General features: G+C 64.3%; 14 protein-coding genes and 1 tRNA gene. 13 read left to right on the plus strand and 2 right to left on the minus strand.

Annotated elements, in window-relative coordinates; all coding sequences use genetic code 11:
- Nucleotides 1-2 precede the first annotated feature (2 nt).
- The 9 genes from cyoC to ASE88_RS17775 all read left to right on the plus strand — a co-directional run bounded on the left by cyoC (nt 3) and on the right by ASE88_RS17775 (nt 7,005).
- On the plus strand, nt 3-641 hold the full coding sequence (cyoC, locus tag ASE88_RS17735; protein ID WP_056480472.1) for a cytochrome o ubiquinol oxidase subunit III: 639 nt from the start codon (nt 3-5) through the stop codon (nt 639-641).
- Nucleotides 638-1,012 carry a cytochrome o ubiquinol oxidase subunit IV gene (gene cyoD / locus ASE88_RS17740; protein ID WP_055882584.1) on the plus strand — a complete coding sequence of 125 codons (375 nt, stop codon included), beginning with the start codon at nt 638-640 and terminating at the stop codon, nt 1,010-1,012. Before cyoC ends, cyoD begins: the two co-directional genes overlap by 4 nt.
- Nucleotides 1,012-1,734: an SURF1 family protein gene (locus ASE88_RS17745; RefSeq protein ID WP_056480475.1), complete on the plus strand. Its 723-nt coding sequence runs from the start codon at nt 1,012-1,014 to the stop codon at nt 1,732-1,734. The genes cyoD and ASE88_RS17745 overlap by 1 nt, the downstream gene beginning before the upstream one ends.
- 11 nt (nt 1,735-1,745) lie before the next feature.
- Nucleotides 1,746-3,059 carry an ATP-binding protein gene (locus ASE88_RS17750; protein WP_056480478.1) on the plus strand — a complete coding sequence of 438 codons (1,314 nt, stop codon included), beginning with the start codon at nt 1,746-1,748 and terminating at the stop codon, nt 3,057-3,059.
- 8 nt (nt 3,060-3,067) lie between these two features.
- On the plus strand, nt 3,068-3,601 hold the full coding sequence (locus ASE88_RS17755; protein WP_055882685.1) for a response regulator transcription factor: 534 nt from the start codon (nt 3,068-3,070) through the stop codon (nt 3,599-3,601).
- A gap of 36 nt (nt 3,602-3,637) precedes the next feature.
- Entirely contained in the window at nt 3,638-4,696 is a 1,059-nt protein-coding gene (locus tag ASE88_RS17760) for a spore photoproduct lyase family protein (RefSeq protein WP_056480481.1), read from the plus strand.
- Between the two features lie 76 nt (nt 4,697-4,772).
- A complete protein-coding gene (locus ASE88_RS17765; protein ID WP_056480485.1) occupies nt 4,773-5,567 on the plus strand; it encodes a DODA-type extradiol aromatic ring-opening family dioxygenase in 795 nt (264 codons plus the stop codon).
- A gap of 9 nt (nt 5,568-5,576) precedes the next feature.
- The gene (locus tag ASE88_RS17770; RefSeq protein ID WP_056480488.1) at nt 5,577-6,149 is read left to right on the plus strand and encodes an NADPH-dependent FMN reductase; all 573 of its coding nucleotides are present in this window, start codon (nt 5,577-5,579) and stop codon (nt 6,147-6,149) included.
- Nucleotide 6,150: 1 nt separating this feature from the next.
- On the plus strand, nt 6,151-7,005 hold the full coding sequence (locus tag ASE88_RS17775; protein ID WP_056480492.1) for a pirin family protein: 855 nt from the start codon (nt 6,151-6,153) through the stop codon (nt 7,003-7,005).
- On the opposite strand, the gene ASE88_RS17780 is transcribed toward ASE88_RS17775, so the two are convergent.
- On the minus strand, nt 7,002-7,868 hold the full coding sequence (locus ASE88_RS17780; protein WP_056480494.1) for a peptidylprolyl isomerase: 867 nt from the start codon (nt 7,866-7,868) through the stop codon (nt 7,002-7,004). The two genes, ASE88_RS17775 and ASE88_RS17780, sit on opposite strands and share 4 nt — an antisense overlap.
- An 88-nt stretch (nt 7,869-7,956) precedes the next feature.
- On the opposite strand from ASE88_RS17780, the gene ASE88_RS17785 reads away from it, so the two are divergent.
- The 4 genes from ASE88_RS17785 (at nt 7,957) to terL (ending at nt 12,238) form a co-directional block, all read left to right on the plus strand.
- Nucleotides 7,957-8,047 (plus strand) — tRNA-Ser (locus ASE88_RS17785).
- Nucleotides 8,048-8,743: 696 nt separating this feature from the next.
- Nucleotides 8,744-10,114 carry a site-specific DNA-methyltransferase gene (locus ASE88_RS17790; protein WP_082466638.1) on the plus strand — a complete coding sequence of 457 codons (1,371 nt, stop codon included), beginning with the start codon at nt 8,744-8,746 and terminating at the stop codon, nt 10,112-10,114.
- Between the two features lie 277 nt (nt 10,115-10,391).
- The gene (locus tag ASE88_RS17795) at nt 10,392-10,796 is read left to right on the plus strand and encodes a DUF5681 domain-containing protein (RefSeq protein WP_156357095.1); all 405 of its coding nucleotides are present in this window, start codon (nt 10,392-10,394) and stop codon (nt 10,794-10,796) included.
- Complete coding sequence (terL, locus tag ASE88_RS17800; RefSeq protein ID WP_056480497.1) at nt 10,793-12,238, plus strand: phage terminase large subunit; 1,446 nt, start codon at nt 10,793-10,795, stop codon at nt 12,236-12,238. The genes ASE88_RS17795 and terL overlap by 4 nt, the downstream gene beginning before the upstream one ends.
- Nucleotides 12,239-12,385: 147 nt before the next feature.
- Here terL and ASE88_RS17805 read toward each other — a convergent pair whose 3' ends face one another.
- The gene (locus tag ASE88_RS17805) at nt 12,386-13,243 is read right to left on the minus strand and encodes a DNA/RNA non-specific endonuclease (protein ID WP_082466639.1); all 858 of its coding nucleotides are present in this window, start codon (nt 13,241-13,243) and stop codon (nt 12,386-12,388) included.
- Between the last annotated feature and the right edge of the window lie 2 nt (nt 13,244-13,245).

Consider the following 13,245-nt stretch of genomic DNA (forward strand, 5'->3'; position numbering starts at 1 on the left):
CGATGTCCGCAATACCCATCAAGGACGGTCTGAACGAGACGGAGAAGGTCTCGTTCTACGACCTAGACGAGCACGAACATCCCGATGGCGGCAGCACGATGCTGGGCTTCTGGATGTACCTGATGAGCGATTGCCTCATCTTCGCGGTGCTGTTCGCGGCCTATGCCGTGCTCGGCAACAGCTATGCCGGCGGTCCTAGCCCGAAGGAGATCTTCGAGCTGCCGCTGGTGGCGGTGAACACCGCGATGTTGCTGTTCTCGTCGATCACCTACGGCTTCGCGATGCTGTCGATGGAGGAGGGTCGCCAGCGCATCATGCAGATGTGGCTGGTGTTCACGGGGCTGTTCGGCCTCGCGTTCCTGTCGATCGAAATGTACGAGTTCGCCACCCTCATCCATGAGGGTGCGGGCCCGACGCGCAGCGCGTTCCTGTCGTCGTTCTTCACGCTCGTCGGCACGCACGGCCTGCACGTCACGATGGGTCTGATCTGGCTCGTCACGCTGATGGTGCAGGTGCAGAAGCACGGCCTGATCGCCGCGAACACGCGCCGCCTGATGTGCCTCAGCATGTTCTGGCATTTCCTCGACGTCATCTGGATCGGCGTCTTCACTTTCGTCTATCTGATGGGCACCCTACGATGAGCGACCCCCACGCAAACACGCATGACGCGCATGCGGACCATGACCACGCAGCGCACGGCACGCGTGGCAGCTACATCAAGGGGTTCTTCCTCTCGGTCATCCTGACCGCGATCCCGTTCTGGATCGTCATGACCGACGCGTTCAAGGATCCGTCGACCGCAGCCCTCGTCGTGATGGTGTTCGCGGTCGCGCAGATCGTCGTCCACATGATCTACTTCCTGCACATGAGCGGCAAGTCGGAGGGCGGCTGGACGATGATGGCGCTGATCTTCACGATCATCCTCGTCGTCATCACGCTCAGCGGGTCGATCTGGGTGATGTACCACATGAACACGAACATGATGCCGATGCAGGCCGCGGCAGACATGTGATGAGCGCGCGACCGGGCCCTGCCGTCTATGTCGCAGGCCTGGTCGCGCTGCTGCTGTTCGCCGGGTTCATGGCGCTCGGCATCTGGCAGATCGAGCGCCGCGCCTGGAAGCTCGAGCTGATCGAACAGGTCGCGGCGCGCGCGCATGCCGCGCCCGCGCCCCCGCCGGGCCCCGCCTCTTGGGGCGCGATCACCGCCCCCACCGACGCCTATCGCCGCATCCGGCTCGACGGCACGCTCGACAATACCCGCGAGACGCTGGTCCGCGCCGCCACCGCACTCGGCAGCGGCTATTGGGTCGTCACGCCCCTGCGCACCGCCCAAGGCTTCACCGTCCTAGTCAACCGCGGCTATGTCTCCTCCGAGCAACGCGCCGCGCATGCCAAGCCGACCGGCCCGATCACGATCACTGGGTATCTGCGCATCACCGAACCGGGTGGCGGTTTCCTGCGCAGCAACGATCCCGCCGCCGGCAAATGGTATTCGCGCGACGTCGCCGCGATCGCCGCCGCCCGCGGGCTGACCAACGTCGCGCCCTATTTCGTCGACGCGGACAAGACCGGCACTGCTGCCCCCATCGGCGGGTTGACGATCATCGCCTTCCCGAACAACCACCTCGTCTACATGCTGACCTGGTTCGCGCTCGCCGCGATGACGGTCGTCGCATTCGTCGTGTTCGTCCGGCAGGATGCGCGCAAGCAGCGAGGGGCGGTCGACACGTGACATCGGGAAGCATGGGCGCCAGCGTTGCACGTCAAAGCTGGCAACGGTGGCTAGCGCTCGCCACTGCGCGCACCGACGCGACCGGCAACGCCAACATGCGTCAGCTCGTCACGCTGCGCTGGATTGCGGTGGCCGGACAGTTCGTCACGATATTGTTCGCCCGCTTCGCGCTTGGCTTCGATCTGCCGATGATTCCGATGCTTGCGGCGCTGGCGGCGGGGGTGGGGCTCAATCTGGTCAGCATGCCGCTATACGGGTGGCGCAAGGGCGCAAATATTCAGCTCCTGCTCGCGCTCCTGTTCGACGTCGGCCTGCTCACCACGCAGCTCTATCTCGCAGGCGGCGCGACCAATCCCTTCATCTCGCTGTATCTGCTCCACGTCGTGCTCGGCGCGGTGCTGCTCGATCGCTGGTCGAGCTGGGCGATCGTCGCCGTCACGGCGATCTGTTTCGGACTGCTGACGCTCTACTACCGCCCGTTGATCCTGCCGCCCAATTACAGCGGCGAGTATTTCATCCTCTACACGATCGGCTCGCTGCTCTGCTTCATGCTGATCGCGACGTTGCTGATGCTGTTCATGACCCGCATCACGGGTAACTTGCGCGCGCGCGATACGCGGCTCGCCGATCTCCGCCAGCAGGCCGCGGAGGAGGATCACATCGTCCGCATGGGCCTGCTCGCGTCGGGCGCCGCGCACGAGCTCGGCACGCCGCTCGCCTCGATCGCGGTCATCCTCGCCGACTGGCGTCGCATGCCGACGCTCGCGCAGGACGCCGACCTTCAGGCCGAGATCGTCGAGATGCAATCCGAGGTCCAGCGCTGCAAGGCGATCGTCACCGGCATCCTCCTGTCCGCCGGCGAAGCGCGCGGTGAGGCGCCCGAGATCATGCCGCTCCACCAGTTCCTCGATGCGATTGTCGACGAATGGCGCGCGGTGCATGCGGGTGTGGAGTTCGACTATACCACGCGGGTCGGCGACGATCCGCAGGTCGTCTCCGATCCCGCGCTCAAACAGGTGATCGCCAACGTGCTCGACAACGCCGCCGAAGCCTCGCCGCACTGGGTCGCGTTCCGCGGCGAACGCAGCGACGGCGACCTCGCGCTGATCGTCCGAGATCGCGGCCCGGGCTTCAGCGACGATCGGCTCGCGAGCTTCGGCAAGCCGTATCAGTCGAGCAAGCGCGAACCCGGCCACGGCCTCGGCCTGTTCCTGGCGGTCAACGTCATGCGCAAGCTGGGCGGCGGCGTGTCCGTGGTGAACTGCGAGGGCGGCGGTGCGGAAGTCACGATCCGTATGCCGCTCTCCGCGATCGCCCTGTCATGAACGGGGCCATGACGGACACGAAGTTACTCGCGATCGTCGAGGACGACGAGACGTTCGCCCGTACGCTCCGCCGCTCGTTCGAACGCCGCGGCTATGAGGTGATGCAGGCGGCCAGCCACGAGGAACTCGTCGAGCAATTGGCCGACCGCACGCCGCGCTACGCGGTGGTCGACCTGAAGCTCGGCGGCGCGTCGGGTCTCGTCTGCGTCCAGACGCTCCACGCGCACGATCCCGAGATCCTGGTCGTCGTCCTCACCGGTTTTGCGAGCATCGCCACCGCGGTCGAGGCGATCAAGCTCGGCGCGTCGCACTATCTCGTCAAACCCTCGAACACCGACGATATCGAAGCCGCCTTCGACCGCACTGAAGGCGTCGTCGACACCGAATTGTCGGAACGTCCGACCTCGATCAAGACGCTCGAATGGGAGCGGATCCACACCACGCTCGCCGAAACCGACTTCAACATCTCCGAGACCGCGCGCCGCCTCGGCATGCATCGCCGCACGCTCGCGCGGAAGCTCGAGAAGCGCCCCGTCAAATAGCGGCAACGCATCGGCGGTGGCCGGCGTTGTCCCCCGATGCGCTCCCCTAAACTCTGGCAACCCCGCCGCCTGCTGGCGACCCCGTCCGCGCTGACCTGGGATCACGGCGCCCAGATCGTCGCCCGCGCCACCGCACTGGGCGTACCCGTCACGACACTGCCGAGCGACCGCCTCAAGCTCGACCTCCCCGACGACTCGCGCCACGCCTATGCCGAAGCCAAAGCTACGCTCGCGCTGGTCGTCGCGCCGCCCTCCAAGCGCAAGCTTCAGCCGATCGCGCCCAGCGCGGACTGGCGGATCGATCTTGCCGAGGGGTGCCCGGCGCATTGCGGCTATTGCTACCTCGCCGGCTCGTTGAAGGGCCCGCCGATCACGCGCGTCTACGCGAACCTGCCCGAGATCCTCGCCGAACTCCCGGCGCATCTGGGGCAGGGCACGGTCACCTCGCGCTCGACCACCCGCGCACACGAGGGGACGACGTTCGAGGCCTCCTGCTACACCGACCCGCTCGGCATCGAGCACGTCACCGGATCGCTGTCCGCGCTGATCGCGCATTTCGGCGCGTGGGAGGCCGACGTGCAGCTCCGCTTCACCACCAAGTTCGATGCGGTCGAACCGTTGCTGGAGCTCGACCACCGCGGCCGCACCCGGATGCGCGCGTCGATCAATCCCGCCGCCTATGCCCGCTTCGAAGGCGGCACGAGTCCCGTCGCTGCGCGGTTGGTGGCACTGCGCAGGATGGCGGACGCCGGCTACCGGATCGGCCTGACCGTCGCGCCGATCATCGCCGCGGACGGGTGGCGCGAGGCGTATGGCGACTTGCTGGCGGAGGCGGGCAGAGTGCTCGCCGACCTCCCCGATGTGACGATCGAGCTGATCACGCACCGCTATACGCCCGGATCGAAGGCGGTGCTCGAAACCTGGTATCCCGGCTCGTCGCTCGATCTCAGCATGGCCAACCGCACCGAGAAGCGCACCAAGTTCGGCTCGGTCAAATATGTCTACGACGCGGACTCGATGCGCGCACTCCGCAGCTTTTTCCAGGACGAGATAGCGGCGAAGCTTCCGCAGGCGCGCATCCTCTACTGGACCTGACCGCCGCGCCAACCGGCAACGCAGCGTTGCCATTCACGCCCTTCCGATCACCGCCGCCGCCGCCTACCTCAAGAGCATGACAAACGCCCGCCAGCCGACCCTGTTCATCCCGCACGGTGGCGGCCCCTGCTTCTTCGTGGACGATCCCGCGGGTAACTGGACCGGCATGGCCGCATATCTCCGGTCGATCGCCGCCTCGCTGCCGGAGAGGCCCAAGGCGGTCCTGGTTGTGTCCGGTCACTGGGAGACGCGCGGCTTCGCCTTCACCGGCGCCGCCACCCCGCCGCTGGTCTACGATTACGGCGGCTTCCCCGCGCATACCTATGAGATCCGCTACGACTCGCCCGGCGACCCCGCTTTGGCCGCGCGTGCCGTCGACCTGCTCCGCGGCGCCGGCTTGACCGCCACCGTCGACCCGATGCGCGGGCTCGATCACGGCGTCTTCATCCCGATGAAGGTGGCGTTCCCCGACGCCGACATCCCGGTCGTCGAAATGTCGGTCGATCGCGATCTCGACCCTGCGCTCCATGCCGCCGCCGGCCGCGCGCTCGTCCCCTTGCGCGACGAGGGCATCCTTATCGTCGGCTCGGGCATGAGCTTCCACAACATGCGCGGTTATGGCGACCCGCGCTTCACCGCGCCGTCCGAAGCCTTCGACCACTGGCTCACCGCCGCGGTCGAGGCCGACCCGACCGCCCGCGCCGCAGCGCTTGGCCGTTGGGCCGAAGCTCCCGCCGGCCGCCTCTCGCACCCCCGCGAAGAGCACCTCTTACCGCTGATGGTCGCCGCCGCCGCGTCCGACCAACCCGGCACGCAGGTCTACGGCGAACGCGTCCTGCAAACCGCCATCTCTGGCTATCGCTTCAACTAAGGAAATTCGATGTCCTCTCCCGTGCTACTCGCTTTGTCCGGCAGCCTGCGTCGCGGCTCGTACAACGGCGCGATCCTTGCCACGCTTGGCGAGGCGGTCGCCGACAAGGCCGCGCTCACGATCTTCCCGCTCAACGACGTCCCGCTCTACGACCAGGACGCCGATACCGACACGCCCCCCGAAGCCGTTGCGGCCTTGCGCGCGGCGATCGGCGCGGCCGATGGGATCGTCATCGCCTCCCCCGAATATAATCACGGCATGTCCGGCGTCCTGAAGAACGCGCTGGACTGGGCCTCGCGCCCGCACGGCAAGGCGACGCTGACGGGCAAGCCGGTCTTCACGCTCACCTCTTCGCCAGGCGCAGTCGGCGGCGCGCGCGCGCATGCCCAGCTGAACGAGACGCTGGCGTCGATCGGCGCGCGGGGCGTCCTGCGTCCCCAGGCCGTCGTCGGCGCGGTGCACGAGAAGATCGCCGACGGTCGCCTGACCGACCAGCGCACGCTCGACTTCCTCGTCGCCGGTATAGACGACCTGCTCGCCGACATCGTGCGCCCCACGGCCGCCGACCGCGAGGCGTCGTAAAATGCGCCAGCTCCTCCGCCAATACCCCGCTCAGCGCGACGATATCGCCGATCTCGTCACCCGGCGGCCGCTGCCGGGGCCCGGCCTGCCGCCGGTCGACCCGTTCCTGTTCCTCAACCATCACGGCCCGCAGACCTATCGCCCCGGTAACTCGGGTCTCCCCTTCGGCCCGCACCCGCACCGCGGGTTCGAGACGGTGAGCTTCATCCTCGAGAGCGAGATGGCCCATCTCGACAGCGGCGGCCACGAAAGCGTCATCCGCGCGGGTGGCATTCAGTGGATGACCGCAGGCTCGGGCCTGATCCACGCCGAGATATCGCCTGCATCGTTCAAGCGCGACGGCGGCCCGCTGGAAATCCTGCAGCTCTGGGTGAACCTCCCCGGCCGGCTCAAGATGACCAAGCCCGCTTATACCGGCCTCCAGCGCGAGGACATTCCCGCGATTCCCGTCGAAGGGGGCGTCGTGAACCTGATTTCGGGCGCATTCGGCGAGACGCAGGGCCCGATCAAGTCGCTGACCGATGTTACGATGATGACGGTCGCGCTCGAGGCGGGGGGGCATGTCGACCTGCCCGCACCAGCCGGTCGCTCAGTCTTTTTCTACGTCGTTGCCGGGTCCCCCTCGGCCAACGGGACCCCGGTCAACCCGCACCACCTCGCCACGTTCGCGATGGACGGAGCCACGATCGCGGTCACCGCGCAAGCACCCGCCACGATCCTCTACGGCCATGCCGATCCGATCGGCGAACCCGTCGTGTCGCACGGCCCCTTCGTCATGACCACGCGCGAGGAGATCGTGCGCGCGATCGACGATTATAACGCCGGCCTGTTCGGCGAGCCGCCCGTCATCCGCTAGGGCGCCTTGCGCACCGGGGGCAGCGCGGCACAGATGTCCGCGCCGCCCGCCGGCACCGTGAAGAACGGCCCCGACCGGTTCTCGCGCGAGGCGATCCAGGCGATGAACCGCGGATTGTCCGCGCGGCGATACTCGAAATGCGGCCGCGCTGCGGCGGGGAGCGCGCTGGCCAGCCGCGCGGACACGATCGGGCTGCGCTCGCCCGCGGTCGTGTAGAAGCCCAGATCCCCGGTCCCGCGCGGCAGCGACGACAGCCACTCGATCCCGTCGATCACGCGCCCGACGACCGCGATGTTGCGGTCGAGCGCACGCGGCGAATGACCGATCACGGTATAGAGCTCCGCGCCGCTGCCCGTGCTCGGCGCCAGATCGCGCGCGACGCCGACCATGCCGTAGCAATGCGGCAGCCACTCGGTCGCGCCGTTGCCGGCCAGCGGCCATCCGTCGCGACTATAGCCAGCCCATTCGGCATAGGGATCGCGTTGCGCCAGCCGCGCCACCGTCGTCGGCCCGGCATGCGCATATTCCGCCGGCGGGGTTTCGACGACGCCCGCGGCCAGCGCCTTCTTCTCGGTCGCATCGCCCCATTGCGCGACATAATTGTCCTGCAACCGGTACACGCTGGTCCCGAGATCCCACCACTTGGCAGCGGCAAGCTTGCGGATATTGGCAACATGGACCGGCGCGTACCGGCTTGCGAGACGGACGGTGAAGCTGTGCCCGTTCGCCAGCGTGAACACGAGCAGTTCGTCGTCTGGCACCGCGATCCAGTCGGCCGGCACCGGATCCGAGGGGAGCGCCGCGGCGGCGGGTGAAGCCGCAACGGCTTGCGCGAGTGCGGCGGCGAGAAGGAAATGCAGCATCACCGGAGACTGCCCGAGCGCGTCTGCACACGCAATCGCTTGCGCGCGCGCGAAACCCGCTCTAGCAGATCCCCTTCCAGAGCAATGCGGAGCGGTGGCCGAGTGGTCGAAGGCGCTCGCCTGGAAAGTGAGTATACGTCAAAAGCGTATCGAGGGTTCGAATCCCTCCCGCTCCGCCACCTAGTCTCAGCTATGCGCTCTCCACGGGGGAGGACCCCGGGAATGGCGCGGAACCGCGCCGTTTTCGCTTAGGTCCGTACCATTGAGAATGTCGTTGAGGCGGCAATCGCTAAATTTAGCGTCGGATTCTCTGCGGCCAGCAGTGGCACTACGGTTTCATTTTTTGCCACGACATCGCGCTGCAGAGTTGAGCCACCGCGTTCACGGGACGCATTCTCGAAATTCGCTGATACCCGCCTTTTTACAGGGTAATTACCCTGAACTTGTCCGATCAGGCGTTGAGGCCCTCGATCCAGCCCCGGAAAACTGCCGGTTTCAGAGCAATTTCCCTGGCAAGTATAACAGGGAAAACGAACGAGGAATTGCATCTTCGAAATCGAATATCTGCGACTCTCGCTTCGAAGGAAAGATCAAGCATCAGCGCCGACTTGCGGCGTTTGTTGACAATGAATGTCAGCCGTAACTCCTTGCACTCAAACAACTATTTGACGGCCTTTACTCGATGTAGTATTTGCTTCGGTGAAGGTGAGAGCCTTCCCCGCGCCGCAGACAGCCGACGTGTCTAAGACACCGCACGCGCAGCAGAAACGGGATCACATGTACTTTCGAACGAACCACGCGGTTCGGGCGAGCCAGTGGTCACCCAGTCTGTTTTCGGTGTCACTTGCTTGTCCTCCGCATACTGGAGGCAAGAAATGCCTACTTCAAAGACCCGGTCTTCTGCCACAGCGCTGGGGAATGCCTGCGCGGCTCTCGATCATAAACTTGGTCCCATTCAGTACCGAGGGGTCGGCAGCATCAGGGCGTATGAAGGCCACGCCCGAAAACATCCCGAAAAACAGATTGTTCAGCTGACAGCGTCGATGACGCAATTCGGCTTTGCCATGCCGTTGCTCGTCGATGAGGGCGGCACGCTCATCGCGGGTCATGCTCGCTACGAGGCGGCGATCCGGCTCGGGCTGACAGAGGTGCCAGTGATCGTTGCCGACCATTGGTCTGCATCACAGGTGAAGGCCTACCGGCTGGCGGACAATCAGCTCGCGCGCCACGCGACATGGGACGAGCGCCTGCTGCGGATCGAAATTCAAAGCATCATCGATCTCGACGACGTGTCCGTCGAGGTGATGGGTTGGGAAACAGCGGAAATCGACGTGCTGCTGGGCAGCGTTGTTGGCGACGACACTGACCCCGATGACGACATGCCGGAAGATCACGCGCAACCTGTATCGCGCACTGGTGATCTATGGGTCTTGAACAAGCACCGGCTGCTGTGTGGTTCATCCCTGGAACCTGAAAGCTGGGCGCGTCTGATGAACGGCGCGCGTGGTGCAATGGTGCTGACCGACGCACCGTTCAACGTACCCGTAAACGGCCATGTCTCCGGCAGCGGCCGCCATGCTGAGTTTGCGATGGCTTCCGGGGAGATGTCGGAAGCACAATTCACGGCTTTCAACGAAACATACCTCAGGAACATGATGGCCCATCTGAAGGATGGCGCGATCGTGATGGCCTTTATGGACCACAAGCACCTCTACGAGCTGATGACGGCCGCACGCGCCGCAGGGCTGCATCACCTCAACCTGTGTGTCTGGGCCAAAACAAACGGCGGCATGGGAAGTCTCTACCGTTCCCAGCACGAGCTCGTCCTCGTGCTGAAACATGGCAAGGCACCGCACACGAACTGCGTCGAACTGGGGAAGCACGGTCGGTATCGCACTAACGTCTGGAACCATGCCGGCGCAAACAGTTTTGGCGCCAGCCGGGATGCTGATCTTGCGGCTCATCCAACGGTGAAGCCGGTCGGACTGTTGGCGGAGGCTATCCGCGACGTCACGCGGCACGGTGAAATCGTTCTCGACGCCTTTTCCGGTTCCGGGAGCACTGTCCTCGCGTGTGAGCGAACCAAGCGGGTCGGCTATGCCATCGAGATCGAGCCTGGCTACATCGATGTCGCGATCCGGCGTTGGGAAGCGATGACCGGTGAGCAGGCCATCCTGGAAACCTCCGGACAGACGTTCGCGGAAGTCGCCGCGGAGCGTCTCCACCCTCTCTCTGTTGCTGCCTGACCCTACCGGCGCGCCTCGCCCGCTGCACAACAAGCGCGAGCGTCACGCTGACACCTTTATCTTTCGGAGAATTTCGATGCCGTTTGTTGTTGCAAAACAGCTCAAGCCAGCACTTTCAGTTGGCCAGGTCGTTCAAGAACCCGCGATTGTGCCGCCGCGAACTCGGATTATAGTCACGGCTTCTGGTGCCAACGCGCCTGTTGCTACTTCTCCCGCTTCCAGGGTTCGACCGGCTTCTCAGCCGGCAACAGCTGATGCTCCCGCCGTAAGCGATAACGTGAAGTACGACGTTGGCTATGGACGGCCGCCAAAGCACACCCAGTTTCGCAAGGGACAATCGGGTAATCCCAAGGGGAGGCCGAAGGGCGCAAAAGCCTTCAATACCATCGTCCGGGAGACGATGACGGCGAAGCTCAGGATCCGTACCGCGCAGGGTCGCAAGAATGTGACCCACGTCCAGGCCCTCATGATGCAGGCGATTGAAAGTGCATTGAAGGGCAGCCGGCACGACCGTCACGAGCTCATGCGCTATTACCGGGATGCGGTTCCGGAAGAGCCGCAGGAGATTGCGAGCGCCGGCCCAGCTTCAACCGTCCAGCCGGAAGACGTCGATGCGCATGACCGCGCGATACTCGAACATCTGCGCGCGACGATACTCGCTGATCAGGGAGACGTACGATGAGCGCCGTCGTTAGAGCCGCGATGCGGCAGAACTTCGAGTTGTTCCTGTTACGCGTATTCGCGGAGTTACACGACGGTGCCGAGCCGCTGGACGTTGCCTGGTATCTGCGTGCGATCTGCCATGCGTCGACCGAGGCGTGCGCGCGTCCTGGTGCACGCCTGGTGATCAACGTTCCACCGCGGCATCTGAAGTCGGTGGCGACATCAGTCGCACTACCGGCGTGGCTGCTTGGTCGAGATCCTGCGCGTCGGATTATGGTCGCGACCTACAGCCAGGATCTTGCTCGGCTGCATGCAACGCAATGTCGAGCGATCATGCAGACCAGCTGGTATTGCAGGATGTTCCCAAACGCGGCCATCGCCGAAGATGGCAATCGCATGCTGGAGATCGTCACGACGAGGGGCGGGGGGCGCAAAGCGGTTTCCGTTGGCGGCAGTGTTACGGGCCACGGCGCAGACATCATCATCGTTGACGATTGCCTGAAGGCTGATGATGCCCGCAGCCAAGCCAAGCGCGAAGAGGCAAAAGCGTGGTTCGACGGTACACTGGCAACCCGACTGAACGCCGTGGGCGGAGGAGCCATCATCTCCATTTCCCAGCGCCTTCACGAAGACGATCTGGCCGCTCACCTGCTGGAGAAGGGCTACGATCTTCTTTGTTTGCCAGCGATTGCCGAGCGGGACGAGCGGATCGCGGTGGGGCCGGCCGCATGGCACCATCGCCAGGTCGGTGACCTGCTTGGGCGACGGGATATCACCCGTGAGCTGATGGAAACAGAACGGCGCAACCTTGGACCGCAGGTGTATTCATCACAGTATCAGCAGAACCCGGTCGCACCGGAAGGTAACCTTGTCCGGATGGAGTGGTTCGGCAGCTATGAAACTACCCTTGATCGAGATGCTTATTTCAAGGTCGTTCAAAGCTGGGATACTGCGCTGAGTGATCAGCCGACAGCAGACTTCTCGGTGGGTACGACCTGGGGAAGCCTCGATGGCAAATGGCATCTGCTCGACGTGTTCCGCCAGCGCTTGGCTTTCCCTGATCTGAAACGAGCGGTCCTGCGGCTGCACCGGCAATGGAAGCCCGACAGGGTCATCATCGAAGATGCGGGAACGGGTAAGGCTCTTTTTCAGGAATTCCGTGCCAGCGGCGAGCTGCGGCCAATGATGTGGTCTGTGACGCAAGACAAGGAGACCAGGCTGATCGGCGTGACTGGTCAACTCGAGGCTGGGCTGTGCGTACTTCCGACTGACGCTCCGTGGCTCAATGATTTCCGCCGCGAGATGCAAGCCTTCCCCTATGGCCGGCACGACGACCAGGTCGACAGTCTGACGCAGTTCCTTGAATATTATCTTCTGCGCTCGGGCCGGCTGATGGTGAAGAGGGATGAGAATGGCCGAGCATATGAGGTCCGGCGGCGAAGCCAAGTCAGGCGCCGCTGACGTGCATTTCGAACTCTGGGCTGGCCGGTGCGAATTGGCCACGGCCATTTATCAGCCGATTAGAACCTTTACATGAAGTGCTGCGGCGGAGGGGAGCCATCGCCGCAGCGATGGACATGGGTGGCATCGACCGAGTGAGTGGCATGGTCATGGGCTTAGCTGTGTCGCGGCACGTTTCTTTGGTCTGGGGCGGATCTCGGCCGGGATCTCCGCGGGGGCCGGATCCGCATTTGCCGGGTTCGCGCAGCCCAATTCGGCATCCAACGGCGTAGCGGTGAGTGTCGCATCGGGAAAAAGGCGAAGCCTGGCGCGCAGTTCGACGTGGCGGATCGAGACCCGCGCTGCACACATGTCACGGTTGCGGGCGTCGGCCTGGTCAAAGACGAACGCGGTCGATCGTCCGTCAGCAAGAGATACCACCTTCCAATAGCCTGACGGTACACGCTGGTAGTCGCCGCCTGCTGGAAGCGGCCGCATCATGCGCTCGTAGAGCGGGCCGGTAAGTACGTAGACCGGCATGGCGAGCCGGGTTGCCAGTTCACGCTCTCTGTTCTCCAGCTTTACCCAAGAGCCTTGATTGAGAGCGGAACTCTGCGGTGTGATGTTCGACAGGATATTGGTGTCTGCCGCCCAGGGCGTGCCAGAGAATGATGCGAGCGGAGCCTGGTGGCCACGGTCGATGTGCAGCGTGTCGCTAGCACTGTCATATGCGCCCGGGCCGAGCGTCTCGTTAGCGCCCAGCCATGGGTCAGCGCGCCATTCGCGATCACCGGACGCCCCGATCGAATCTTTGGTGACCCGATAGGCAACCCAATCCGCCATCTTCGTCAGATCGTTGGACGATAACGTATATATCTCGCGAACGATGACATCGTTGGTAGCCGGAGCACCGACGGGACATCCGCTGAGACAATGAAACGTGTGCAACTCTGCATCGTTAGCGGGTGCTACCGCTGGAACTGCTGCTGCTATCGCTGCAGCAACTACGCTGGTCTTCCATCTCATAG

Source organism: Sphingomonas sp. Leaf38 (genome assembly GCF_001421825.1).
Lineage (GTDB): Bacteria > Pseudomonadota > Alphaproteobacteria > Sphingomonadales > Sphingomonadaceae > Sphingomonas.

Coding starts and splice junctions, on each gene's coding strand:
- ASE88_RS17755 (WP_055882685.1), top strand. CDS start 3,068: ATGACGGACACGAAGTTACTCGCGATCGTCGAGGACGACGAGACGTTC.
- ASE88_RS17770 (WP_056480488.1), top strand. CDS start 5,577: ATGTCCTCTCCCGTGCTACTCGCTTTGTCCGGCAGCCTGCGTCGCGGC.
- ASE88_RS17790 (WP_082466638.1), top strand. CDS start 8,744: ATGCCTACTTCAAAGACCCGGTCTTCTGCCACAGCGCTGGGGAATGCC.
- ASE88_RS17765 (WP_056480485.1), top strand. CDS start 4,773: ATGACAAACGCCCGCCAGCCGACCCTGTTCATCCCGCACGGTGGCGGC.
- ASE88_RS17775 (WP_056480492.1), top strand. CDS start 6,151: ATGCGCCAGCTCCTCCGCCAATACCCCGCTCAGCGCGACGATATCGCC.
- ASE88_RS17760 (WP_056480481.1), top strand. CDS start 3,638: ATGCGCTCCCCTAAACTCTGGCAACCCCGCCGCCTGCTGGCGACCCCG.
- ASE88_RS17780 (WP_056480494.1), bottom strand. CDS start 7,868: ATGCTGCATTTCCTTCTCGCCGCCGCACTCGCGCAAGCCGTTGCGGCT.
- ASE88_RS17745 (WP_056480475.1), top strand. CDS start 1,012: ATGAGCGCGCGACCGGGCCCTGCCGTCTATGTCGCAGGCCTGGTCGCG.
- cyoD (WP_055882584.1), top strand. CDS start 638: ATGAGCGACCCCCACGCAAACACGCATGACGCGCATGCGGACCATGAC.
- cyoC (WP_056480472.1), top strand. CDS start 3: ATGTCCGCAATACCCATCAAGGACGGTCTGAACGAGACGGAGAAGGTC.
- ASE88_RS17805 (WP_082466639.1), bottom strand. CDS start 13,243: ATGAGATGGAAGACCAGCGTAGTTGCTGCAGCGATAGCAGCAGCAGTT.
- terL (WP_056480497.1), top strand. CDS start 10,793: ATGAGCGCCGTCGTTAGAGCCGCGATGCGGCAGAACTTCGAGTTGTTC.
- ASE88_RS17750 (WP_056480478.1), top strand. CDS start 1,746: ATGGGCGCCAGCGTTGCACGTCAAAGCTGGCAACGGTGGCTAGCGCTC.